Origin of the sequence: Methylophaga sulfidovorans (genome assembly GCF_900114205.1) — a bacterium.
In the GTDB taxonomy this organism is placed as follows: domain Bacteria; phylum Pseudomonadota; class Gammaproteobacteria; order Nitrosococcales; family Methylophagaceae; genus Methylophaga; species Methylophaga sulfidovorans.
Genome location: NZ_FOSH01000020.1, coordinates 13,548 through 39,957, shown reverse-complemented (window position 1 = coordinate 39,957; position 26,410 = coordinate 13,548). Strand labels below are relative to the sequence as shown.

The window sequence follows — 26,410 nt, the reverse complement described above, 5'->3', positions numbered from 1 at the left end:
CCGCCTATCATTTCACCTTAAAACTCAAACGGATACGGCATGACCAAAAAAGTCGCCAATCGCGCAAACGCTATTTCTCCTTTCCATGTTATGGATATTTTGGCTCAGGCTAAACAGCTGGAAGCGGCGGGGCAGGATATCATTCATATGGAAGTGGGTGAGCCTGATTTTGAAACGCCTCAGCCAATTATCGAAGCTGGAATGAATGCTTTAAAACAAGGCAAAACGCATTACACTCCCGCCTGTGGTTTGCCTGAGTTAAGAGAAGCCATTGCTGGCTGGTATGAACTTCAGTATCAGGTAAAGGTAAACCCTGAGCGTATTATCGTGACGCCAGGTGCATCAGGGGCATTACTGTTAGTGATGGGCGCATTACTGGAGCAAAACGAACAGGTCTTGCTGGCAGACCCTGGTTATCCTTGTAATAAACACTTTGCCAGATTTGTCGAAGGGCGGGTCAAAAGTATTCCAGTTGATGCTGACAAGCAATATCAACTCACCGCTCAACATATTCAGCAATATTGGGATAATAAAACCACAATGGCTTTAGTTGCTTCGCCATCCAACCCCACAGGCACCGTGTTAACCCAACAAGAACTCAAGGAGCTAGCTGCTGCGGTGACCAGTAAATCCGGGCATCTGGTGGTTGATGAGATATACCATGGACTGACTTACGATGGTTTTCATGCACCGACGGCACTATCGGTGAGTGATGAAGTTTTTGTGGTGAACAGTTTTTCCAAATTCTTTGGTATGACGGGGTGGCGTTTAGGCTGGTTAGTCGTGCCGGAAGGGTATACCGAGGTGATGGATAAATTAGCCCAAAACCTGTTTCTGGCACCAACCACCATGTCGCAATATGCCGCATTGGCTGCTTTCCAGTCCAATACCCTAGAAATTCTAGAACAACGTCGTCAGGCCTTCGAGTTACGTCGAAATACTTTACTTCCCTTATTGAAAGATATTGGTTTCTCCATACCTGTCACACCGCAAGGTGCTTTTTATCTCTATGCAGATTGTTCAGCTTTATTGAATGAACAGATTTCAGATAGTATGGCCTTATCCCGATTCCTGCTGAAACAAGCTGGTGTTGCTATTACGCCGGGTTTGGACTTTGGTCATTATCAAGCCGAGACACATTGTCGTTTTGCCTATACAACCGATGAGCAACGTTTGATTGAAGCTGCTGAACGCATCAGAAAAATCCTCTAAGTCGGGAATAAACTAACTTGTTTAGCTAACATGAGTATGGAATAGTCAATGAAAGCGATGATTAATTCATCGCTGGACATTATTTATAATCCGGATATTAAGCATGACCACGTTCATTCACCAACAACTTCGCTTTGTTATTACAGAAATCGATAAAGCGATAGAAAATCACCAACAGTGGTATCAGAATCTATTACGTGTTTTGGTATCACGTGTTCCGCCTGATGAAAAGGATCTGCAGGATGAGGCTCATAAATTATGTGAGTTTGGTCAATGGTTTTACACCCCTCAGGCAGAGCTGGTACAAGATCATCCGACCTTTGTTTCATTGGGGCAGGCGCATGAAAAGATGCATAAAAGTGCCAAAGAACTGATTGATCTTGTCCTTGCGGAGCAAGCTATTCCAGCAAGTTTGTTTGATGCATTTAATGATTGTCTAGAGAAGATGCGGATACAGTTTCAAGCGCTTCGCCATGAGTTTGCTGAGCTGGCGCAGAACTTAGATCCGTTAACCGGGGCTCAAACACGTGCCGGCATGCAGGCTGAGCTGAATAAACAACATTCATTAGCGAAACGAAGCCAGCAACCCAGTGCCTTAGCGATGCTTGATCTGGACCACTTTAAACAGATCAATGATAACTATGGTCACTCAATGGGGGATGTCGTATTAACCCAAACTGTAGAGTGTTTACAGCATGTATTACGGCCCTATGATCAGCTTTATCGTTATGGTGGTGAAGAGTTCCTAATTTGTATGCCTAACACGACACTAGAACAAGCGGAGCAGGTCGCCGAGCGTATGCGGGTAATGGTTGCTGCCCAGAAAATTATCTACGATAAAACGGGTAATCTCTTACGAGTCACGGCCTCGATTGGTGTGACATCGCTGGATCCTGAACGTAGCGTAGAAGATTCGATTAATCTGGTTGATAAAGCGATGTATGAAGCTAAAGCAGCTGGTCGTAACCTGGTTAAAGTACGGTAGCTTGTACTACTGGCTTTACTGGAATGTCCAAGCGATAACACGTGTGATTTTATTTCCCTGCTGCATATCAATTTGTTTTATTTCTGTGGCCCCCAGTTTTTGAATTAACTTGATTGAGGGCTTCACGTTCTCAATTTTTGATACCAGACTGGTAAACCAATGGCACTGAGCTGAAAACTGTTGGCTTTCACGGATCATCTTTTTAAGAAACAGTTTCTCACCGCCATTGCACCATAACTCTGCTGCCATACCACCAAAATTCAATGTCGGATTATTGCTTTGCAGCTTTAAATTATGTTGTTTCTGTTGATGTGTTTTTAATGCTTCCTCAGCAGAAGCATGGAAAGGCGGATTACACACGCTGACATCATAAAATTCACCTGATTTGATAATGCCTTCAAATATCTGATGTGGGTTTACTTGATGACGAAGTGTTATTTGTGTTTCTAATGCTTTGTTTTTCTTAAGTATAGTGGCCACATTATTAAGTGAAGCCTCATTGATATCACTTCCCACACATTGCCAGCCATAACAACGACTGGCTAACAGAGAATAAATGCCATTAGCCCCAATACCAACATCGAGCATGCGGATGCTTTTAGTACTATCTGAAACGCCTAATAAATCGGCAATGTAGTGGATGTAGTCAACGCGTCCTGGAATTGGAGGGCAGAGGACGCCATCAGGGATATCCCAGCCTTTGATTTGATAATGATGAGCGAGCAAAGCTGCATTCAACTGTTTAACAGCCTCAGCATCGCTATAATCGACAGACAGATTGCCAAAATCATTGGTAAAAACAAATGATTTTAGTTGCGGGTAGCTACTTATTAAGCTCGGAAAGTCATAACCTTGATTATGAAGATTTCTTGGATGTAAACGTTTTTTAGCTGAACGCTCAGTCGCTTTTAGATTGGGATGGGTGGGTAATGCCACAGGAGAACGCTCTCAATTGAAAGAGTGCATCATTATAGACGTTGTGTATTTCTGCCGGAAATCAAATTCCCAACCTGACCGTGAGATCAGGTTGGGATAGGTGAATCAAAACTGTTTTATGCTTTTTCCAGCTCCTGAGCTATATCATCAATAATATCGTCAATATGCTCAATACCCACCGAAATCCGCACTAAGTCTTCTGATACGCCTGCGGTTGCCAGCTCTTCCGGACTTAACTGACGATGAGTAGTCGTCGCAGGGTGGCAGGCCAGTGATTTTGCATCACCAATATTGACCAGACGTAAAATCATCTGCAAGGCATCAATAAAGCGGGCACCGGCTTCTTTACCACCGGTAATACCAAAGCTAAGAATACCGGAAGCTTGGCCTTTGGTAATTTTCTGGCAGACTTCATGATAAGGACTGTTCTCTAAAGCCGCGTAATTTACCCATTCCACTTTAGGATGTTGTTGTAGATAGTTAGCGACTTTCAACGCATTTTCACAGTGACGTTCCATGCGTAAACCTAAGGTCTCCAGCCCCTGCATTAATAAAAATGCACTATGTGGCGACAGGGCTGAGCCGGTATTTCGCAGCGGAATGACACGGCAACGACCAATATAGGCAGCAGGCCCTAAGGCTTCCGTGTAAACCACACCATGATAAGAAGGATCAGGTTCGTTTAACATTGGGAAACGATCTTTATTCGCTACCCAGTCAAAGCGACCTGAGTCGACAATCATGCCGCCAATCGTTGTGCCATGACCACCAATGTATTTGGTTAATGAATGCACGACAATATCTGCGCCATGATCAAATACACGACATAAGTAAGGTGTCGCTACCGTGTTATCAACAATTAATGGCACGCCATGTCGGTGAGCAATCTCAGCCCAACGTTGTATATCAACGATATTACCGGCAGGATTGCCGATTGATTCACAGAATAAGGCTTTGGTTTTATCGTCAATCAGGCTTTCGATTTTGTCGTAATCGTCAAAAGAAGCCATACGCACAGTAATACCTTGTCTTGGGAAGGTATGAGCGAACAGATTGTAGCTACCGCCGTAGAGTTGAGTGCTGCTGACAATATTGTCGCCTGCTTGAGCAATCGCCTGGATAGCATAGGTAATCGCTGACATCCCGGATGCTACGGCCAGGCCAGCAATACCGCCTTCCATCTCGGCAAGACGTTTTTCCAGCACAGCATTGGTCGGGTTCATAATGCGTGAGTAAATATTGCCAGGTACTTTCAGATCAAATAAATCAGCGCCATGCTGAGTATTATCAAAAGTATATGAGCTGGTTTGGTAGATGGGTACGGCAGCCGACTTGGTGGTCGGTTCAGATTCATAGCCGTGATGTAAGGCGAGTGATTCTAATCGCATAGTGCTCTCCATAAGTGCTGAGTTATATCGTTTTATTGTGGTTAAGTTTGTCTACACCGCAGAGATTAACATGAGATAGCGCTATCAGAGAGAATTGGTCGTGCGTGATGTAAAAAAAGCAGAGTCAACAGACCAATACTGTCTTGACTCTGCTTTAACTGAGAACGAATTTAAGTTTTTGAAAATCTTATAACTTCAGTCGGCGTAAGCGTAAGGCATTGCCAATGACGGATACGGAGCTGAGGCTCATTGCCGCTGCTGCTACCATTGGTGAGAGCAATAATCCAAAGAAAGGATATAAAATCCCTGCGGCCACAGGTACGCCCAGCGAGTTATAAATAAAGGCAAAGAACAGGTTTTGTCGGATATTTTTCATGGTGGCCCGACTAAGTTTTAGTGCCTGATGAATACCGGTTAAATCACCTTTTACTAAGGTCATACCGGCACTTTCAACAGCGACATCGGTGCCTGTGCCCATCGCAATGCCAATATTTGCCTGAGCAAGTGCTGGCGCATCGTTGATACCATCGCCTGCCATCGCGACAATACGTCCCCGATTTTGCAGATCTTTAATATGCTGATTTTTCTGTTCCGGTTGCACATCGGCATGTACTTCATCAATGTTCAACTGTTTCGCTACAGCATTGGCTGTGACGCTATTATCACCGGTCAGCATCACAATGCGGATACCTTCTTTATGCAAGGCATCAATAGCCGCTTTGGTGGTGTCTTTAATCGGATCAGCGACAGCAACCAAGCCTGCTACCTGATTATCCACGGCCAATAACATCACGCTGTCACCATGTTGGCATAAGGCATCTGCCCGTGATTCAAGTCCGCTGACATCAACCTTATTTGCTTGCATCAGAGCACTGTTGCCGAACAAAATAGATTTGCCATCTACTTTGCCACTAATACCCTGACCTGTATGTGACTGGAATTGTTTTGCTTCAGTGAGTGGGAGCTGTTGTTTTTTGGCTGCCGCTACTAATGCGGTTGCCAGCGGGTGCTCGCTATATTGCTCTAAACTGGCTGCCCATTGCAGTAAATCATTTTTTTCGAATCCATCATTGGCTTCGATAACAGAAAGCTCAGGTTTACCTTGAGTTAAGGTACCGGTTTTATCGACCACAAGGGTGTCGATTTTTTCCATGCTTTCCAATGCTTCAGCATTTTTAATCAACACACCATGAGCTGCACCTCGACCTGTACCGACCATGATAGACATGGGAGTGGCTAAGCCCAGAGCACAAGGGCAGGCAATGATTAATACTGCCACAGCATTAATTAATGCATGTGCCAGTTTTGGATCGGGCCCAACTGCAAACCAGACAATAAAGGTAATAATCGCCGCTGCAATCACGGTCGGTACAAAATAGCCTGCGACTTTATCAACCAGTTTCTGTATTGGTGCCCGGGAACGCTGTGCTTCAGCGACCATTTTCACGATTTGTGAGAGTAGGGTGTCACTACCCACTTTTTCAGCCTGCATTAACAAACTACCAGTGCCGTTGACCGTACCACCGACTAATTTGTCATCGACTTTTTTATTCACAGGCATCGGTTCACCTGTCACCATAGATTCATCAATGTGGCTTTCACCTTCAATGACAATGCCATCGACAGGAATTTTCTCACCGGGGCGAATACGCAGTTTGTCACCCACTTTAACTTGGTCCAGTGGAATATCTTTTTCGTGACCACAATCAGTGACTTTTCTTGCCGTTTTGGGCGCAAGACCCATTAATAGTTTGATGGCAGTATTGGTTTGGCTGCGAGCCCGTAATTCTAAAACCTGCCCTAATAACACCAATACGGTAATGACGGCGGCCGCTTCAAAATATACAGCAACGACACCATCATGCTGCATGGTAGCCGGGAAAATATTGGGTAACAGTAAGGCAATCACGCTGTAAGTCCAGGCGACACTGACCCCAAGACCTATTAATGTGAACATATTCAGATGACCAGTTTTGACTGATTGCACAGCACGCACCAGAAATGGCCAGCCAGCCCAGAACACAACAGGTGTGGCGAGTAAAAACTCAGCCCAATACCATTGTTGGATACTACTCTCTGCTGGAAACAGTGATGGCGCCATTTCCAGTAACATGGCAATTAAAAACACCGGTAAGGCCAACAAACCACCAATAACAAAGCGTTTCAACATGTCTTTGTATTCGCTGTTATCCGGTTCAACTTCAACGGTGGAGGCTTCCAAGGCCATACCGCAAATCGGACAATCACCGGGTTCATCCTGTTGAACTTCCGGATGCATAGGACAGGTGTACTCGGTTTTTTGATTCGAGGAAACAGGATTTTCAGGTTCTAATGCCATGCCACATTTCGGGCAGCTGCCAGGCCCTTCATTACGGACACCCTCACACATGGGGCATATATAGTCGCCTTTAGCATCGGCATGAGCATGTTGATGGTTATCTGAACTGGGCTGATGATCATGTTTACCACTGCAACAACTTTTCGCAGACTCTTTTTCAGGCTTATTAAGATAAAATTGGGGATCCGCCTTAAAATTGTTTAAGCAATGTTGGGAGCAAAAGGCATAATTTTTATGCTTATAGCTGGTTTGGTATTTTGCAGAGGTTTCATCAACCTGCATACCACATACGGGATCAGTCACCATTGTCTTCTCCTGAAATAATTTTTATCAATAGGATATGGTTGTTTTTTTTATCCTATTGACTATAGCGGTAATGATTATATTGAGTAGCTTGGTTTAGACTATAGAGTACGTACCATAGTACAGAGTCAATATCCTTATGAAAAAAGACAGTTGGACCATCGGGCAGTTCGCCAAACAAGTCGATGTGACGGTGGAAACCGTCCGTTATTATCAACGCAAAGGGTTACTTGATACGCCTGATAGCGCTGGCGGTATTCGTCGATATGGGCAGCATGATTTACGTCGTCTCAAATTTATACGTAAAGCACAGGAAGCAGGCTTTACTTTACGTGAAATTAAAGAGCTCATAGGGCTTGATTCGACACAAGATCATCACCGCGCATATCAACTAGCCATGCGACGTTTACAAGAGCTGGACGCCAAAATAGCTGAAATGCAGCAAGCTCGTGACAGTTTGAAACGCCTGGCGGGTAACTGCGCTGCAGGCGGGGAAAGCAAGCCCTGTGCAATACTGGCGGCATTTAATGTTTGATTTAAGTTTGTATTACACATCTATTTTCGGCGCTCAATGAACTGTAAAACCAGACCATAAATTAACGGTAAAACAAACAGCGCTAATACGGTAACGGAAATCATTCCACCGACCATAGGTGCAGCAATACGTTGCATCACATCACTGCCGGTACCATGACTCCATAAAATTGGTAGTAAGCCAGCAGTAATGGCGATAGCGGTCATAGCAACTGGACGGACTCTTTCCGCGCTGCCTGAAAACACAGCTTGCCAGATAACCTCTTTCGTCAGTTTTTGTTGTGGATTCTGTTTCCTGACTTCGTCTATTTTCTGATCGATAAAGGTTAGAACTAACACACCAATCTCAGAAGCAACGCCAGCTAGTGCAATAAAACCGACAGCAACGGCAACAGAAAAGTTAAATCCAAGCCAATAGAGCAACCATAAACCGCCAATGCTGGCAAACGGAATCGATAACATCACAATAAGCGGTGATCGAATATTACGGAAGTTGAGGTATAACAATAAAAAGATAAGTAACAGTGTCAGAGGAATCACTAGTTTGAGTCGCTCTGCTGCCCGTTGCATATACTCAAACTGCCCTGACCAACTGAGCGTATAACCTGGCGGCAATGACACCTTTTCATCAATCAACTGACGTGCTTTGTCGACATAGCCGCCGATATCATCGGATTTGATATCAATATAGACCCAGGCATTGGGGCGTGCGTTTTCTGTTTTGATAACAGGTGCACCACGCTTAAGACTCAAATCTGCCAGCTGCGATAAGGGTATCTGAGCCCCCGTTGGCGCAGATATAAGAGTGCGCTTAAGCTCATTTAAGTTATCACGCATATCCCGTGGATAGCGTAAATTGACGGGGTATCGCTCCAGACCTTCAACAGTATAGGTGACATTCATACCACCAATGGCTGTCTGAATGACATCTTGTACATCGCCAATGTGTAAGCCGTAACGCGCAATTTCATCTCTGTTGATATTGATATCAACAAAATATCCACCTGTCGCTTTATCACCAAATGCAGACAAGGTTTCAGGGAGCGTGTTGAGTAGTTGTTCAACTTGCGCCGTTAACGTATTGAGTTCGCTTAAGCTGGGACCACTGATTTTCACACCGACCGGTGTTTTGATGCCTGTCGATAACATATCCAGCCTTGTTTTAATGGGCATTGTCCAGCTATTGGTCAGTCCTGGAAACTGGATGGCTTCATCCATTTCATTCATTAGCTGCCGTGTAGTTTTACTTGGATCTGGCCATTGCTCTCGCGGTTTTAAACGAATAGTTGTTTCGAACATGGATAACGGAGCAGGATCCGTGGCCGTTTCAGCGCGACCTGCTTTACCAAACACCGAAGCCACTTCGGGAAAGGTATGGAGAATCTTATCTGTTTGCTGCACTAACTCCCGAGCTTTAGAGATAGACAGTCCGGGATAGGTAGTTGGCATATACAAAATGTCACCCTCATCGAGCGGTGGCATAAACTCGCTGCCTGTTCGCTGTATGGGAATAATACTGACAGCTAACAGCAGTAGGGTGATAAGCAATACGGGAAACCGATAATGAATACAAAATTTCAGAAGAGGCCGATGAATCCCGTGTAATAAACGATTCAACGGATTTTTGGCTTCAGCAAGAATATTGCCACGAATCAGTAATCCCATTAAAACAGGTACCAAACTTATCGCCAGAATGGCTGCCGCTGCCATGGCATAAGTTTTGGTGAATGCTAAGGGACTGAATAAACGACCTTCCTGAGCCTGCAGCGTGAATACCGGCAGAAAGGACACGGTGATAATCATAAGCGAGAAAAATAAAGCTGGTCCCACTTCTTTAGAAGCAGTAGCTATCGCTTGCCAGCGTTCAGAAGAAGAGAGCTTTCTGCCTAATTCAGTCGCGGCTTTTTCCAGGTGTTTATGTGCATTTTCAATCATCACAATGGCACCATCAATCATCGCACCAATCGCAATAGCTATGCCGCCAAGCGACATAATATTGGCATTAATGCCTTGCCAGTGCATTACGATGAATGCCATCAATATACCAATGGGTAAAGTAACAATTGCTACCAGTGCAGAACGGGCATGGAATAAGAAAATAATACAAATCAAGCTGACAATAATCGACTCTTCCAACAGCTTGTGTTTAAGATTATTCACACCACGATGAATCAGATCACTGCGATCATAGACGGGCAGTATTTCCACACCTGCTGGCAGGCTTTTTTCCAGCTCTTTAAGTTTTTCTTTTACGTTATTAATGGTACTCAGTGCATTTTCACCATAACGCATAACAACGATAGCGCCTGCGACTTCACCTTCGCCATTCAGCTCGGCTAGTCCTCGGCGTAAATCAGGGCCGTAGTGAATATTAGCGATATCTGCCAGACGAATTGGCGTGCCATCTTCGGTCACACTGACAGCAATGGAACGAATATCTTCAAGCGATTGGATATAACCCAATCCGCGCACCATATATTCGGTTTCTGCCATTTCAATTAATTTACCGCCGACATCACTATTGGATCGTTGGATGGCCGTTTTCACCTTGGATAATGGAATGTGATAATTGAGCAGGGCATTGGGATCCACTTCGATTTGGTATTGTTTGACATAAGCACCAATTGAGGCGACTTCAGCGACACCATCAACGGTTTGCAGGGGATAACGTAAATACCAGTCTTGTATGGAACGCAATTGTGCTAAATCATGACGACCGCTTTTATCAACTAAGGCATATTCATATACCCAGCCAACACCTGTAGCGTCAGGACCGAGGCTTGGCGATACGTTTTCTGGGAGACGGTTACTGACATAATTCAGGTATTCCAGTACCCGTGACCGTGCCCAATACATATCAGTATTGTCTTCAAAAATAATGTAAACGAACGACAGGCCAAAAAAGGAATAGCCGCGTACAGACTTGGCTTTAGGTACCGCCAACATAGCTGTCGTTAAGGGATAGGTCACTTGATCTTCAACCACTTGTGGTGCTTGTCCCGGATACTGTGTGAAGACAATCACCTGAACATCAGACAGGTCCGGAATGGCATCCAGAGATACATTTTTCAGGCTCCATAGACCTGTGACGACTAAAAAACCGGCTGCAAGTAAAACCAGTAGTTTTTCACGCAATGCCAGATCGATGATGACTTTAATCATGGTGGTGCTCCATCTCTGGCATGCTCATTGATGAAGACGAAGCAGGGGCAGGCTTCTTATGGTCGCTCATGGTCTGCGGATGATCATGCATCTGTTCAACAGCGGGAGCATCGATTGCACGCATTTTCTCAGTTGTTTCATTGAGTTTAGACTCAGAATCAATTAAGAACTGACTGGATGTCACCACCTCTTCTCCCACAGTCACACCGTTTAGGATTTGTGTCATGCCATCGGCACTTAATCCAGTGGTGACCTTACGCGGTTCGAACTGGCCAGGTGCTCTCATAATAAATACCTGGTCTTTATCACCAGAACGAATGATCGCTTCTGTCGGTACCGTGATAGCTTCAGGCTGATTTTTGGTATGAATGGTGACGTTAGCAAACATGTCTGGCTTTAATAACAAATCTGGATTATCAAAGGCCATCCGCACTTTAATCGTTCTGGTGGCAGCTTCTGCATAGGGGTAGATATAAGAAAGTGTGCCATGAAAGGTTTTTCCGGGAATCGCGGTTAACTGCATATCGACGGCATCATTTTCACTGACCCAGGGCAGATCAGACTCATACACCTGCGCTATAACCCAGACTTTACTAAGGTCGGCCAGCATATATAACTCGGTTTGTGGGGTGACATACTGGCCTTCACGGGCGCCGATATTAATCACTGTGCCATTAAACGGAGAATGGATATGCAGCGCTTTAGGTATATTGCCTGTTTTCACCATATCGTGAATTTGATGCTCAGGCACATCCAGTAATGCCAGACGTTGCCGTGCTGAAATAACCATTTGTTCTGCACTGTGGCGAATATCGTCAAAAGGGCTGTTTTCCAGGGTTTTTGCACTGCTAATCGCCAATAAATATTCCTGTGAGCTGGTGACCAGTTGTGGCGAATACACACTTAATAACATCGTGTTTTTATCAACCTTGGTACCTGTTTTATCGACAAAAAGCTTTTCAACCCAGCCTTCCGTTTTGGGATGAAGTTTAGAAATACGCTCTTCGTCATAAGTGACTTTACCCACTGTGCGAATAAGGTGGGACAAACTCGATAGTTTGGCCGTCGCGGTACGAACCCCTATGTTTTGTTCTGTGACCGGATCAATTTTAACGGTACCTGTTTTGTCTGGCGTTGGCGCTTTATCTGCATAGACGGGGATATAGTCCATGCCCATATGATCCTTAGCTGGAACAGGTGATGTGACCTCAGGGTTCATTGGGTTACGGTAATACAACGGTTTGGCCTGCTTCTGTGGTTTTTCTACTGTCACTGCTGGTGGTCTGACAAAAAACTGGTATGCCATTAATCCACCAACCCCAATCAATAAGCCACTGATTAAACTGATAAAAATAGACGTTGTTTTATTCATAAAAAGTGTCCTTACCTACACTGGCCTTCAGATTTGCTAATGCCGTTTTTGCTGTTTTTACGCTAAGCCATAGCTGGGTTTCATAGTCATAAAGTGTGATTTGTGCTCTTACCAGGTTAAGAAAGTCGACTTTATTCACTTGGTATCCAGATAGCATTGACGCTATGGTTTGTCGGGCCTGAGGCAAGATACCTGTATTCAATAAGCTATATTGCTGACGTGCCTGCTCATACTGCGTCATGTAGTTAGCAATATCTGCCTGAACCTGATTCCAGCTATCCTGATAGGCGAAGTGCTGCTGTTTTAATTCACTGTTTTTTTGTGAAATGGCCATTTTTTGTTTTTTGTCGGCAAATAACGGCACTGTAATTCCGACTTGCAAGGACAGCATGTCACTGCGATCTGATCCATCCAGGTTATTGCCTTGTCTGAGACCATAAGCTGCCGAAACTTTAAAATCAGGTAACAGGTTTTTTTCAGCTAAGGCTTTCTCTTCTGCTGCGGCAGCAATTAGGTGTTTTTGTTGTTGTAGAAATGGCCTGTTCTGTTTCGCGAGATAGAGAATGTCCGCGATAGGTTTAATCTCGAGGAGTGTGGTGTCGATATTCTGAAAGGCTGGAAGCTGGATGGGCGTATCCGTAGGTCGGCTAAGTAAGGTGTTGAGTCTGATAACGACCTGTTCACGTTCACTGCTTAACTCAATCTCACGGTTTAGGAGCTTAGATAGCTCCAGTTGAGCCAGCAGTACATCCTGCTGCAGACCATGACCTACACGGTATTTTGTTTCAGCAATATCAATAAACTGCTTAAGTAGCGTTTTATTGGTGGAAATAATAGCCAGAGTTTTTTCCAGATAAAACAGCTGCCACCAGTAGCTTGTTACATATTGGATTAGTTGCTGTTTATACTCTGTCGTCATAAACGCGCTGGCATTGGCTCGCTCAGCAGCGGCTTGTTGTTTCAGTGCTAACTTGCCGGGAAATGGAATCTCCTGGCTAATACCTAATTGCCATTGCGTCATGGCTTCTTGTGAAGTACTGAGACTATCTGTTGGTAAGTTAACCAGGCCCATACTGATCATGGGATCCGGCAGGCTGCCAAGTTGTGAGGGAAGGGCAGACATCGCCTCAGCCTGAGCCCGGCGTTGAGCAAGCCCCGGGTTGGACTGTTCTGCCAAAGTAATAGCTTTATCCAGGGCTAAGACGGCTGGTGTCTGTTCTACGCTATATGGCGTATCTTCAGCCGCATAAGCTGCTGGTATAAGGGAAATTAGTGGCAGTAAAACCAGCCACGCAGTAATGGATATATTCCATCGATTCATAAGCTTCACCAATCATTAATTAATGATATGAGCACAGATGTGCCAAGGCCTCAAAGGTATGAGGTGATAGGTGTTATGCGCTTATAGGGGGTCTGAATAGGGAGCTGTGTTGCTCTGTTGGTTTGGTTTCAATCTGACTCGTAGTGAGCAGAACAAACAGAGGCTGATTAATAGTGTGATAGGACTTAGATGGAAGGGCGACACTGTTAAAACAGCTATGATGACTGGATTGACAATGATCCATATTCATACAATGTGTGCAGTCTTTTGATGTAGTTTCTGCGCAGTGTTGGTCAGTATCATCAGATTGAATATGATGCGATGAAGAGTGAGACATATCTGAACCCATTTCTGGCTTTTCTGCATGCGCTGACCATGATGACAAGGCCATCATTAGTGTCATGCATATCAGTAGCAAATGTGTCGTTAATGTTTTCACGTTGTGTCTTATTCAGTCGCGTTTTGTTTTTCTTTAAATTCAGCTTTTATTGTTTCTAGTGCCGGTGGAATGGCATCACAGGCTTCAATATTACCAGTACATTGACTACATTCATATGCTTTCCAGCCAGCGGCAATATATTCTTCTTTATGTGGGCTAGGCAAGCGGTTGGCAATACCAATTGTGGATTTTGCCCGTGTAGAAATATAGCCATACTCACCTTTACAAAAGCGGAGTTGATCTGGATTCTTCTTAAGATCATATTTTTGGTGAATTTCGATACCTACTTCACGTAAATAATGAAGCTCAGCATATAATTTTTGTAAACTGTCTCCACTATATTGATAGTTGATATTGCCAGCAAATACAGCAGGGCTAAGACATATTAAAAGTAATAGGCTAAAGGTTCTCAAAGGTTCACTCCTCAGTATTCAACTATCTTGTTGGCAGTTTGAATAAGATTAAGTTCAATCGTTTATATGGTATATGAAAACCACATCCAGTAGGGAGGATAAGTTCATGGTAGAGTTTGAGTTAGGCATTTCCAGTCTGGGTTGTTTACTGGTTGCTAAGAATAATAGCGATATTTGTTTTGTTGCATTGGCTGATGAACCCGACGGTTTAGTTGAGCATCTCCTGGAAAAATATCCACATGCAAAACGACAGAAAAATGATGCCTTATTAACCGACTATTTAATCCAGATATTAAATTATATTGAGTCACCAACAGGTGAGTTAGATTTACCAATTGAAATGGTAGGAACGTCTTTTCAAAAGTCCGTATGGAAGACTTTATTGCAAGTCCCTGCTGGACAAACCAGAACTTATACTGAGCTGGCAAATATGTTGGGAAAACCCTCAGCTGTTAGGGCTGTTGCAAACGCTTGTGCCGCTAATTCACTGGCTTTGCTGGTGCCTTGCCACCGGATTATTAACAAAAATGGCACGCTGTCAGGCTATCGCTGGGGGATAGAACGTAAAGAGATTTTACTGGATCGTGAAAAAGCGTTGCTAAGTGTTTGATCTTCTCTTCGCCCTTTTCATTTTCTAAATTTGTCAAGCTATGATTTAACAGCTGTGGTCAAAATTTGACCACTTTTTAAAGCTTGTCATAAAAGAGTCACTTACAGATTTACCAGAAACTTATCCACATGCTTATCCACTGAAATTGTGGGTAATGTGAATAATTAGTCGTGATTATTTTCATTTATTTTTTTAAGATTTTTGTCTTATTTTTTCTTCATTGAGAAAAATAGTTATTGGTTAAAATTTAACCATGTCATAAAGCTTGTCATAAAAGAGTCACTTACAGATTTACCAGAAACTTATCCACATGCTTATCCACCGAATTTGTGGGTAAAGTGAATAACTCTATAGCTAGACAATGAGATGAATTCATTTTATAGACCTAGCTATATCAACAGTATTCAGCCTTTTTTTGCATTGGTTAAAATTTAACCATGTTATAAAGTTTGTCATAAAAGAGTCACTTACAGATTTACCAGAAAGTTATCCACATTGTTTTCCACAGAAATTGTGAGTAACTGCTAAACAATTGAATAGCGCGTAAGAATTCATTTGCAAACAACAAAATGCAGGAAAATATCTATATAATCTTTGTGGGTTTTGTTCTGAAAGTGAGAGTGTTGGCTTGTTAAGTGTTAAACACAGTTTTTTGTTATTAATCGGATTGTTAGTAACGTTACCATTTCGATGCGATGCCTTCGATACTGGTATTGAAGGCTTGTCTGTTAATGGTTACGGAACATTAGGCCTGATTTATAATGACAGTGATAACATTATCTACCGTAACTCAATCGAACAAGAAGGCAGGGGGCATGGCTTTGACTTCGGTGTAGAGTCTAATCTTGGTTTACAGATTGATTATATTTTTAACCAGAAGTTAAGTTTCACAACACAGTTTGTCGCAATAGACCGACCTGAACAGTCATTTAATAATACACTTAAAGCAGCCTTTTTTACCTATCACATTGACAATAGTTTTGAAATTGGTTTGGGTCGCTTATTCAATGACGTTTTTATGTCGTCAGAATATAAAAATGTTGGATTTGCTCGTTTGTGGACGCATTTACCTGTCGCGTTTTATGGCCAGCTAGCAGGTGAATCATACGATGGCGCAAAATTAAGTTATCACCTCAGACTAGGAGATGGTGTCTTGACATCATCTGTATGGGCTGGTCGAAGCAACTTTCCTTATGACAGTAATGGCGAGGCAAAGAAGGTAAAGTTTGAGCCAAACTTTGGAGCCGGACTGCGCTGGGAAAATCAGACTTGGTTATTACGACTTCTATACTCACAAGCTAGAATTAATGACAAACACGACGATGCTGTTGCATTTGATGATGCGTTAATACAGGCATCAAAGTTTGGCTGGCCTGAAGCGGCTTCTATCGCTGGTTTTACGATTAATGATACCTGGCTGAGATATATTACGGCCGGGCTTAGTTATGATAAAAACGACTGGGTCATTCAAAGTGAACTGAGTGTCGTTAAGTCAGAAATCAGTGTTCATGATAAATATGCTTCCGCTTATTTGAGTGTGGGACATCGCTTTGGCAACGTCACACCGTATTTCATTGTGAGTAAATTTATGACGCTGGGTAGCCGGGAAACAATACCGCCTGCTCCAGCCTTTGTCCCAGCTTATCAACAATTGCAGACAATCGCCCAGGCTGCGGCTAATGCCTTCTATGCGGACCAAAATACTCTGGGGATAGGGGCTCGTTGGGATGTTTCGCAAACAGTTTCATTAAAAGCGCAGTGGGATCGTACCTGGGTTGAAAAATATGGCGGTTTTATCTTTGAGCAAAAAAATCAAACAGATAAAGCAGATGCTTTTAATATATTCAGCCTGACTGTGGACTTTATATTCTGATGAAGACGATATTAGTATTATCAATATTGTTTTTGTCGATGATGCCGTCTCTGGCTGCTTCAGGGGAGATTGTTGTAGTTGCTAATAAAAACAATCCACTTGCAGCCCTGAATAAGCAACAGATTATTGATATTTTTATGGGGCGGACGAAATTTTATTCGAGCGGAGATCGAATAGTCTTGTTAGATCAGGAAATTACTTCTTCAGCAAGAAAGTCTTTTTATCAGAATCTGGTCAATAAAACACTTAATGAAATTAATTCATACCGAGCACGTCTATTATTTTCTGGTCGTTTTGCTTTACCCAAAGAAGTCAGTGATGATGAGATGATAAAAAGGTTGGAAAAAGATCCCAATGCAATCGGTTATATTGATGCGGATAAGATAAATGATTCATTAAAAGTGCTGGGTTATGTTGACTAAGCTGCGCACCAGTATTGCAACACGATTAGCATTTATATTGGTGCTGGCTGGTGTTGTTTCTGCGCTATCAACAGGCTATTTATTTTATAGTTATACCTATACAAAAGAGTTGGCACAAAGCCAAAAAAATATCCGGCAACTGGCACATGCCGTATCTCAAACCGCTGCAATCGCTGCTTACTTAGATGATCTAACACTGGCTAAAGAGGTAGTTGAAGGGGTTGCCGGTAGTGATTTGGTGAAAGCTGTTGAGTTAAAGTCGACGCAGGAATCACTTGCTTTACGTGGCACGATGCCTACTATGGCTGAGACAATGAATTTCGATTTGGAATCACCTTTTTCAAGCGGTGAAGTCGTCGGTAAATTGCGTCTTGCACCTAATATCGCATTGATAAAGGCGGATGCAAGAAAAGCTGCTATCAATCACGTTGTATTAATTTCTATTCAGACCGCCGTATTAACGGCGCTCATCATTTTTTTATTAAATACGCAGCTGATTACTGAAATTAAACGCTTAGCCAGACGCTTACATAATATTCGTGTTGGCAGTGATCAACGCCTGGTACCAACACAATCACACAAATATGATGAGATTGGATCATTAACACATGATATTAATGAGTTATTAAGTTCTGTTGAGGAGAATATTAATAGCGAAAGAACACTTCGATTAGAAGTTGAAGAGTTAGAAAACCGTTTCAGGGATATTTTTGAACAGTCCAGTCATGGTATAGCCATTGTTGATACTGATGGCAAAATGAAACTTCATAACCCATCATTTAAAAATATTATTGGTGAAAAGTGTTTTCAGAAGGTTTCCAGGCAGGATTCGATATCATTTTTTGTTCTATTTGATGAAGAAAGAGCGCGATTGGAATCAGCTGCTGCAGAGGTTTTAATAAAGGGTGAATCACAAGCCGTTGATATTAAAGTTGATGATGAGCCGGGAACTCGCTGGTTGTATTGTCTTATTTCACTGATGACCGATGATGAAAAAGAATCGTCATTTGAAATTGTCTTGCAGGATATTTCTGAACGCCGTAATCGAGAAGAAAAATTAAAAGGCCAGGCCGAGATCGATGCATTAACCAATTTATATAACCGTGGAACAGGGGAAAGCAGAATTGAGCAACTGATCTCCTCGGCAGATACCAAACGAAACTTATATGGTTTATTCATGATTGATCTCGATGGCTTTAAACCAGTGAATGATCAATACGGCCATGAAGCAGGGGATAAGGTATTAATCGCTGTGGCCAATCGTTTGTTAAGTTCAATACGGGCTGGAGATATTGCGATTCGATGGGGTGGAGATGAGTTTGTTATTTTTGCCCGCTTGACGTCAGATTTGTATGAGGCGAGCAATATTGCAGAGAAATTGTTGGCTGTTTTAAGAGAGCCGATCGAGTGTCAGCCAGAAATGTTGGTGACCATCAGTGCCAGTATCGGGATTTCGCTTTATCCCTTTAATACAGATAATGTCGAGACATTGTTGAAATATGCTGATTTAGCGATGTATGAAGTGAAATCACAATATAAAAATGGCTATAACTACTTTAAACCGCCTGTTTTTAAAGTGGTAGATACTCAAAATGTCATAACAGGATTTTAAAAAAGCCCGAAGTAAACCTCGGGCTTTTCTGTTTAGATAATTACTGAATAGGTAAATAGACTAATTTACCGCCTTTCATATCTGGCACCATTATCGATTGACCATCAGCAGACAGACTAATATCAGCTGCAGAAACAAAGTCATCACTGATCAGCTGCGGTGTCGCTTTAGGCTCAACTAATTGCCAAACCTTACCATTTTGCCAATCACTGACATACAGATAACCTTTGCTATCTCTGACCAGACCATCAGCACCACCAAAGCCTTTATTTAACGCTTCGGTTTTGCCTGTGCTAATACTCATACGGTACAAGTCACCGGTACCAAAGTCAGCAACGAGGAGAGAGTCATTGCCATCCATAAGTAATCCGTTCGGACGCTTGATAGCGGAAGAATCACTCAAAATTTCGCTGACTTTACCTGCTTGAGTAATTTGATAAATTCCGGCATTTTCGCCATCGTCATTGCCACTATCAGACACATATAAAGTACCGTTACCATCAATTTCCATATCATTCAGGAACACGGGTTTACCTGGAAAGGCTTTAGTATCTGCGGCGACGGTGACCTTGCCGTTCATATCGACTTTCACTACATGATCAACATCAGCGATATACAATTCGTTATTCCATAAATCGATACCTTTTGGATCATTTAAATCCGTGGCTAAGGTTGCTTTTTGGCCTGACTTATCGATAACTGTGACTTTACCGTCACCGGCTTTACCAAACTCACCAATCTCTGTGATAAATACACGACCGTCTGGTGCCGCTATGGCTGATTCAGGCATTATCAGATCGGTAATCGTTTTATTATTTGATGGTGAGCTGACAGTCTTGATAGGAGCTTTGTCATCACCATAACTGACACGATAAATGACATCGTTATAATCATCAGAAATCAATAATGAACCATCAGAAAGTTGTAATACATCGGTCGGGCGACCCCAGGCTTCACCATTTTGCAACCAACCATCAATAAAGACTTCCTGACCGGTTACCTGATGATTGTCATCAAAAGTGACACGCATTAACTGGTAACCCACAGGACTGGTTCTGTTCCATGAACCATGCTGAGCAATAATGGCATCGCCTTTATAATCTGCTGGGAACATATCACCTGTATAGAATTTGAAGCCCAGATTAGCGGTATGCGCCTGAAATTCCTCAACAGGGAAAGTAACTTTTTGTGGTGCTTTTTTACCTTTCCAGTCCGGGTGTTGCGCTTTGCCGCCAGCGTAATAAGGGAAACCAAAATGCATACCGGCTTTGGGAGCGGCATTGAGTTCGCCTGGCGGATTATCATCACCCAGCATATCGACATTGTTATCGGTGAAATATAAGGTGCCGGTATCCGGTTGGAAGTCCATACCAACAGAATTTCTGATGCCTTTGGCATAAACCTCAGCATCACTGCCATCGGCATTCATGCGAATAATGCTGCCTTCAATACCCTGTGGATTACAGATATTACATGGCGCACCCACAGTTACATACAGCTTGTTATCAGGACCAAAAGTGATATAACGCCAGCCATGATGGGCTTTATCAGGCAGCTTGTCGTAAATAACTTCACGCATTTGTTTAAAAGGTAAGTTGAGATCAAAACCAGGAGCAGGGTAGATGGCAATACGATTTTGCTCAGCAACATAGAGGTTGCCCTGATGCATGGCCACACCATTGCCGACTTTTAAGTCATCAAGAATTTTCACCACTTTATCGGCTTTACGATCTTTGTTTTTATCGACGACAGCAAAGACATTATTACCGCGTGTACCAACAAAGACTGTTCCTGTTGATTGGCCTAAGGCCATTTGACGGGCACCTTCGACTTCAGCATAGACATCAATATGAAAACCTGCTGGCAGCTTGAGCTTATGTAGGTTTTCTTCTGCATCGGCCCGATCAGCTAACGTAGCCTGAGCCGTCAGTCCTAACGTACCGGCTAGTATAAGTTGTGTCATTGTCTTGAGTATCATACATCCTCCTTTAGTCTATATTTTCCTGATATTGAGCGTATCAGAACACGATACGTCACTGATACTGATGGTGCTTGTCTAATAAAACGCGGTTTGTGTCAGTTTCTACATACCGCTATTTTTCATCAAGAAAAGGGTAGTCGATATATCCATGTTCATCACCACCATAAAAGCTATTACTATCAGGTGTATTTAATGGCGCCCGACTAGCGAAACGCTCGACTAAATCAGGGTTAGCAATAAATAATTTACCGAATGAAATACAGTCGGCATCGCCACTCTGGATCGCCACATTAGCAGTGTCAAAATTATATTCACTGTTTGTCATATAATTTCCCTGGTACCACTTACGACATAAGTCTAAGTCAAACTCAGGGCCTGCAGCACCGGGGTTTTCTGAGCCCATTTCCGTGATATGTAAATACGCCAGATTAAACTTGTTTAATTCATTAATAATGTACTCAAAGGTTTTCTCAGGCTGACTGTCTTTCATATCGTTGAAAGGCTGTAATGGTGATAAACGTATTCCAACGCGATCAGAACCCCAGATTTTGCAGACCTCATCAACGACTTCCAATGTCAGTCTGGCACGGTTTTCAATACTGCCACCATATTCATCTGTACGTTGGTTACTACCATCACGTAAAAACTGGTCAAGCAGGTAGCCATTGGCTGAATGTATTTCCACACCATCAAAGCCTGCGCTTAGTGCGTTATAAGCGGCGGTTCTGAAATCATCGATGGTTTGTTTGATTTCATCCGTGGTCATTGCCGCAGGTGTTTCATAGGGTTTCATTCCCTCATAGGTATACACTTCACCTGCAGGTTTAATGGCTGACGGCGCTTGTGGTTTCATGCCTCCGGGTAACATAGATGAATGTGAGACACGGCCACAGTGCCATATTTGCAATACAATCTTGCCACCTTCAGCATGAACGGCCTTAGTCACTTTTTTCCAGCCATCAATCTGGGCTTTGCTATAGATGCCAGGTGTGTTCGGATAACCAACACCCTGAGCCGAGGTTAATGTCGCTTCAGTAATAATCAATCCAGCCGAAGCTCGCTGGCGGTAGTACTCAACATTCATCGCCGTCGGGACTAAACCTTCACCTGCACGATTGCGGGTCAAGGGTGCCATTACCACGCGGTTCTTCATGCTGATAGAACCCAGTTCAATGGGCGATAAAAGTGACTGTGTTTGCTGATTCATTGATGTCATTGTGCATCCCCCATTTAAAGTGTAATAACAATTTTGCCTAATTGATTATTGGCTTCCAGATAGCTATGTGCAGCCACGATATCGTCAAAATCAAATGTCTTAGCAATAACTGGACTTAGCTGCGAATGTTTTAGCCAGTCAAAGATTTTTTCTTTGGCTTTGGCTAAACGCTCGGGAGAGCTGGTGAGTTCAAATAGGGTATAAGCACGAATCGTGAGGCCTTTTTGTAGTGCCGCGAATAACGGATAAGGCGTGGGCTCAGAACTTAAAGCACCATATTGAAAGATGATGGCTGATGGTGCACAAGCTTCAGCTAGTGTTGTTAACATCGGTCCTGCAACGGGATCGAAAACGATATTGACGCCATGACCATCAGTGATTGCCATCACCGCATCAACCACATCATCTTGTTCACTAATAATCACATGTTTGGCGCCAAGTTGATGTAACTGTTCTACTTTCTCCGCTGTTCGCGTCATGGCAATCGGAGTAGCACTAATCAGATTACATAACTGTATGGCAGCCAGACCAACACTGCTTGATGCAGCTGGAATTAATACATAATCACTGGCTTGCATTTTGGCGAGATCAATCAAGGCACCATACGCGGTTAAATATTGCATCCAGACTGATGTTGCTTGTTGCCAGCTTAAATTGTCGGGATGATGGGTGACAGTAGTGACTGGCATATTTGTAAGTTCGGCATAAGCGCCATATTGATTCATCGAAAAATTAGGAATGGTACTTACCGCATCACCGACTTTAATATGTTTAACGTTTTCACCGACGGCTGTAACGCTACCAGAACATTCATAACCAATACGGGCAGGAAATTCGGGCGCTTCAAGATATTGGCCACGGCGAAACATGGCTTCTGCCCGGTTTAGACCGATGGCATGTACTTCAATTTGTACTTCGTCTGCAGATGGTGCTGGTACGGTTTCATCAATGATAGACAAAACCGATGGTTCACCCGCCTCAGAAATTTGAACTGTTTTAGACATAAAGTGCTCCTTAATTTATAGACTGGCTTGCAGAATATGTTGGCTTTTTTCCAGGTCAATATCATTGTGTTCGCCTAGTTGCGTAAGACCATGCTCAGCCAATTGTTTGATCATTACTGGAATAGCATCAGCGTTAATCTGGTAATCAGTCAGATGCGTTTTCACACCCATTCGTTCAAAAAAGTCGCGAGTTTTTGTTATTGCCAGATCTATCTTAGTGTCGTCAGTGCCTTCGTTAAGCCCCCAGACACGTTCGGCATACTGAAGTAACTTGGCATATTTTTTCTCACGTTGTTCCTGCAGTACTGTGGGTAATAAAATAGCCAATGTTTGAGCATGATCCAGGCCGTGTAATGCAGTGATTTCATGACCGATCATATGGGTTGCCCAATCCTGTGGAACCCCTGCACCAATCAAGCCGTTTAACGCTAAGGTGGCTGTCCACATGAAATTGGCCTGCAGATCATAATCATCAGGTGATTCAAGCAGACTAGGACCTATCTCGATAAGTGTTTGCAATAGTCCCTCTGCGAATCGATCCTGCACCATGGCGTTAACGGGATACGTCAGGTATTGCTCCATAATGTGGGTGAAAGCATCGACTACACCATTTGCTAATTGTCGAGGTGGTAATGTGTAAGCTTTAGTGGGGTCTAAAATCGAAAATACCGGATAGACTAGGGGACTACCAAATGCCAGTTTCTCTTGTGTCTCATAACGGGTAATAACCGAGTTGGCATTCATTTCTGAACCTGTAGCAGGCAGGGTAAGTACAGAACCAAAAGGTAAAGCCTGATGAATATTGCTGGCGTGATTAACCAGAATTTCCTGCCATGGATCGCCCTCACACTGGACAGCAGCAGCGACAAACTTGGTGCCATCTATGACTGAACCACCACCAACAGCGATGAGATAATTTAATTCATTTTGGCGAATCTGCTCTACGGCCCGCATCAATGTACTGTAACCAGGATTAGCTTCGATGCCGCCAAACTCTTCTATATGGCGGTTCCCTAGGGCAGTAATGACTTCATCTAAGGTGCCGTTTTTACGTGCACTTTGTCCACCGAACAAAACTAAAACGCGTGCATCTTTTGGTACGAGTTCATCAAGTTTTGCGACCTGACCGTTACCAAAAACAATACGTGTTGGATTATAAAAGTTGAAATTGTTCATCATCGTAATACCTCAAAAATAATTTATTAGACCAGTCGTCTAGATTTTAAGGAAATAGAAGCAGGCTCTAATTATCAGTAGCCAATCCCAGTTTGTTCTGTGTTGCTTTCATCGCTCTCTCAAGCGCAGCAGGTGTGTGATTGACTTTGGTCATCAGCGTCGCGCCTACCCAGAGATAGTAAATCTCTTCTGTGACCGTTTTAGCATCAGAATCGACATTGATTTCATGATTATCTATTGCTTCCTGAACACATAAGGAGAGTCGCTCAATGACCTGTTGTGTGCCTTGCTTAAGAGTTAAGCGCATCGCCTCTGACAGGTCAGTCACTTCACCACTTAACTTCACCACAAGACACCTATCCATACTGGTGTCATCACATTGATTGGTTTTCCACTGCTCAAAAAAAGCCAGCAGACGATCAACAGCTGGACGCTTATTACTCGTTAACTGGCTATCCAATGTCGTGACATATTGTGCAAAGTAGTGCTCTAGCAGCGCGTTGCCAAACTGCTCTTTGGATTCAAAGTAGTGATAAAACGATCCTTTTGGCACATTAGCGGCTTTTAATATTTCATTCAGACCCACAGCAGAAAATCCTTTACCAAGAATGATTTGCTGTGCTGTAGTCAGGATCTGTTGTCTTGTATCCGTGGAACGTGTTTTATTAGTTTGTATCATGAGCATATGATTTCATGAATTAGACCAGTCGTCTAGTTTTTTGTTGAAGATGAAATTAAAGCGTTAATTGAAATAATGGAACAACGCTTGCTTTATCTTTGTCAGAGTTTGAAAGTATTGTTATTGACAGCATAAATTACCTATTCAGGTGCTTAGATACTTTCGTTTCATCAAAACATGCACTGTTTTGAGTCAATAAAAACGCAAAGGAGCAAGATGGCTACCATCTGGCAACAAGCGATCAGTCATGCGCAGCAATTGCGCCGACACTTGCACAGTCAGCCTGAGTTAGGTTGGCAAGAGGTGCGAACAGCTGAATTGATCCGCAAACAATTAGACTCACTGGGTATTCACTGGGAGCCTTGTGCTGAGCTGGGTACTTTAGCAAGGCTGAATCCTCATGGTGATGCAAAACCGCATATCGCCTTGCGTGCTGATATGGATGCACTTCCTATTACCGAACAAACACAGCATGGTTGGATTTCTCAGAATGAGGGATGTATGCATGCCTGTGGTCATGATGGTCACACAGCGACATTACTGGCAACAGCGGCTTGGCTAAAGTCAGTAGAAGACAAATTACCAGGTCCAGTGACCCTGTTGTTTCAGCCGGCCGAAGAGGGTGGGCATGGCGCCAAAAAGATGATCGATGATGGCGCTTTGCAAGGAATTGATGAAATCTATGGCTGGCATAACTGGCCAGCGATGACTTTCGGAAAGCTCATCTGCCCTGATGGCATCGTTATGTGCGGCAATGGCACATTTAGTATTACTTTAAATGGTAAAGGCGGTCATGCCAGCCAGCCTGAACTTTGTCGTGATCCGGTGCTGGCGGCCAGTGCGGTCACCATAGCGCTGCAGCAAATTGTAAGTCGTCATCTTTCACCACAACAGGCAGCGGTCGTCAATGTCTCATCTATCGAAGCACCTAGTGCGGCCACAGTCATTCCTGATAAGGCAATATTGGGTGGCAGTATTCGTGTTCCTGACCAAAAAACACGCGATATCATTAATCGTCTAATTGTTGAAATAAGCCAGCAAACGGCTGCTGCTTATGGTGTGGACTGCGAGGTTAATATTTATCCTCGATATGAAGCGACCATCAATCATGCTCATCAGGCTTTGAATGTGCGTAAGCAATGGCAGGCAGAACATGGGCAGGCTGGAATGGATACAGAAACCTTAGTGCCGATTATGGCATCCGAAGACTTCAGTTATTACCTGAATGAAATTCCCGGCGCGTTTGCGTTAATTGGTGCTGACGATGGTCCGGATCATCAATCGGTCTGTCACAGTCCTCTTTATGATTTTAATGATCAACTTATTCCGTTGGTTACCCGTCTCTATGCGCGTTTGGTCGGTGCGCCGTTGCCTGAATAACCGACTACATCGTTCGCTGTTATCACAGTGGATATCAATAACCAGGAGGTAATG

General features: G+C 43.3%; 20 protein-coding genes. 8 read left to right on the top strand and 12 right to left on the bottom strand.

Annotation, left to right across the window (positions count from 1 at the left end; translation table 11 throughout):
• The first annotated feature begins 39 nt into the window (after window positions 1–39).
• A complete protein-coding gene (locus tag BM232_RS13690; protein WP_091715797.1) occupies window positions 40–1,212 on the top strand; it encodes a pyridoxal phosphate-dependent aminotransferase in 1,173 nt (390 codons plus the stop codon).
• Window positions 1,213–1,315: 103 nt separating this feature from the next.
• Complete coding sequence (locus BM232_RS13685) at window positions 1,316–2,197, top strand: diguanylate cyclase (RefSeq protein ID WP_091715795.1); 882 nt, start codon at window positions 1,316–1,318, stop codon at window positions 2,195–2,197.
• Between the two features lie 15 nt (window positions 2,198–2,212).
• Here the strand turns inward: BM232_RS13685 and rlmF are convergent, their stop codons facing one another.
• The 3 genes from rlmF to BM232_RS13670 all read right to left on the bottom strand — a co-directional run bounded on the left by rlmF (window position 2,213) and on the right by BM232_RS13670 (window position 7,165).
• Window positions 2,213–3,133, bottom strand: a complete 921-nt coding sequence (gene rlmF, locus BM232_RS13680) for a 23S rRNA (adenine(1618)-N(6))-methyltransferase RlmF (RefSeq protein ID WP_091715792.1) — start codon at window positions 3,131–3,133, stop codon at window positions 2,213–2,215.
• Window positions 3,134–3,249: 116 nt separating this feature from the next.
• Window positions 3,250–4,521 (bottom strand): O-acetylhomoserine aminocarboxypropyltransferase/cysteine synthase family protein, encoded by a 1,272-nt coding sequence (locus BM232_RS13675; protein WP_091715790.1) that lies wholly within the window; start codon window positions 4,519–4,521, stop codon window positions 3,250–3,252.
• A gap of 187 nt (window positions 4,522–4,708) precedes the next feature.
• Window positions 4,709–7,165, bottom strand: coding sequence for a heavy metal translocating P-type ATPase (locus tag BM232_RS13670; RefSeq protein ID WP_091715788.1), 2,457 nt, complete (start codon window positions 7,163–7,165; stop codon window positions 4,709–4,711).
• A 136-nt stretch (window positions 7,166–7,301) separates the two neighbouring features.
• On the opposite strand from BM232_RS13670, the gene BM232_RS13665 reads away from it, so the two are divergent.
• The gene (locus tag BM232_RS13665) at window positions 7,302–7,697 is read left to right on the top strand and encodes a MerR family transcriptional regulator (protein WP_091715786.1); all 396 of its coding nucleotides are present in this window, start codon (window positions 7,302–7,304) and stop codon (window positions 7,695–7,697) included.
• A 20-nt stretch (window positions 7,698–7,717) separates the two neighbouring features.
• On the opposite strand, the gene BM232_RS13660 is transcribed toward BM232_RS13665, so the two are convergent.
• The 4 genes from BM232_RS13660 to BM232_RS13645 form a co-directional block, all read right to left on the bottom strand.
• Window positions 7,718–10,858 carry an efflux RND transporter permease subunit gene (locus BM232_RS13660; protein WP_091715784.1) on the bottom strand — a complete coding sequence of 1,047 codons (3,141 nt, stop codon included), beginning with the start codon at window positions 10,856–10,858 and terminating at the stop codon, window positions 7,718–7,720.
• A complete protein-coding gene (locus tag BM232_RS13655; protein ID WP_091715782.1) occupies window positions 10,851–12,230 on the bottom strand; it encodes an efflux RND transporter periplasmic adaptor subunit in 1,380 nt (459 codons plus the stop codon). Before BM232_RS13655 ends, BM232_RS13660 begins: the two co-directional genes overlap by 8 nt.
• A complete protein-coding gene (locus tag BM232_RS13650; protein WP_091715780.1) occupies window positions 12,223–13,551 on the bottom strand; it encodes a TolC family protein in 1,329 nt (442 codons plus the stop codon). The genes BM232_RS13655 and BM232_RS13650 overlap by 8 nt, the downstream gene beginning before the upstream one ends.
• Window positions 13,552–13,998: 447 nt before the next feature.
• A complete protein-coding gene (locus tag BM232_RS13645; protein WP_091715778.1) occupies window positions 13,999–14,403 on the bottom strand; it encodes a hypothetical protein in 405 nt (134 codons plus the stop codon).
• A 106-nt stretch (window positions 14,404–14,509) separates the two neighbouring features.
• Here BM232_RS13645 and BM232_RS13640 point away from each other — a divergent pair, with 106 nt between their 5' ends.
• From BM232_RS13640 to BM232_RS13625, 4 genes are all read left to right on the top strand, one after another.
• A complete protein-coding gene (locus tag BM232_RS13640) occupies window positions 14,510–15,013 on the top strand; it encodes a methylated-DNA--[protein]-cysteine S-methyltransferase (RefSeq protein ID WP_091715776.1) in 504 nt (167 codons plus the stop codon).
• Window positions 15,014–15,641: 628 nt separating this feature from the next.
• Window positions 15,642–16,886, top strand: a complete 1,245-nt coding sequence (locus tag BM232_RS13635; protein ID WP_091715771.1) for a hypothetical protein — start codon at window positions 15,642–15,644, stop codon at window positions 16,884–16,886.
• Window positions 16,886–17,308 (top strand): type 2 periplasmic-binding domain-containing protein, encoded by a 423-nt coding sequence (locus BM232_RS13630; protein ID WP_143092297.1) that lies wholly within the window; start codon window positions 16,886–16,888, stop codon window positions 17,306–17,308. The genes BM232_RS13635 and BM232_RS13630 overlap by 1 nt, the downstream gene beginning before the upstream one ends.
• Entirely contained in the window at window positions 17,298–18,920 is a 1,623-nt protein-coding gene (locus tag BM232_RS13625) for a sensor domain-containing diguanylate cyclase (RefSeq protein ID WP_091715766.1), read from the top strand. Before BM232_RS13630 ends, BM232_RS13625 begins: the two co-directional genes overlap by 11 nt.
• Before the next feature lie 40 nt (window positions 18,921–18,960).
• Here BM232_RS13625 and BM232_RS13620 read toward each other — a convergent pair whose 3' ends face one another.
• The 5 genes from BM232_RS13620 to BM232_RS13600 form a co-directional block, all read right to left on the bottom strand.
• Window positions 18,961–20,898 (bottom strand): PQQ-dependent sugar dehydrogenase, encoded by a 1,938-nt coding sequence (locus tag BM232_RS13620; protein ID WP_091715764.1) that lies wholly within the window; start codon window positions 20,896–20,898, stop codon window positions 18,961–18,963.
• 115 nt (window positions 20,899–21,013) lie between these two features.
• Window positions 21,014–22,117 (bottom strand): alkene reductase, encoded by a 1,104-nt coding sequence (locus BM232_RS13615; RefSeq protein WP_091715762.1) that lies wholly within the window; start codon window positions 22,115–22,117, stop codon window positions 21,014–21,016.
• Between the two features lie 14 nt (window positions 22,118–22,131).
• A complete protein-coding gene (locus BM232_RS13610) occupies window positions 22,132–23,121 on the bottom strand; it encodes a zinc-dependent alcohol dehydrogenase family protein (RefSeq protein ID WP_091715759.1) in 990 nt (329 codons plus the stop codon).
• 15 nt (window positions 23,122–23,136) lie between these two features.
• Complete coding sequence (locus tag BM232_RS13605) at window positions 23,137–24,297, bottom strand: iron-containing alcohol dehydrogenase (RefSeq protein WP_091715830.1); 1,161 nt, start codon at window positions 24,295–24,297, stop codon at window positions 23,137–23,139.
• Window positions 24,298–24,364: 67 nt separating this feature from the next.
• On the bottom strand, window positions 24,365–24,982 hold the full coding sequence (locus tag BM232_RS13600) for a TetR/AcrR family transcriptional regulator (RefSeq protein ID WP_245752970.1): 618 nt from the start codon (window positions 24,980–24,982) through the stop codon (window positions 24,365–24,367).
• Window positions 24,983–25,192: 210 nt separating this feature from the next.
• Between BM232_RS13600 and doeB2 the strand changes: the two genes are divergently transcribed.
• Window positions 25,193–26,356 (top strand): N(2)-acetyl-L-2,4-diaminobutanoate deacetylase DoeB2, encoded by a 1,164-nt coding sequence (gene doeB2 / locus BM232_RS13595; RefSeq protein ID WP_091715756.1) that lies wholly within the window; start codon window positions 25,193–25,195, stop codon window positions 26,354–26,356.
• Window positions 26,357–26,410: the final 54 nt, after the last annotated feature.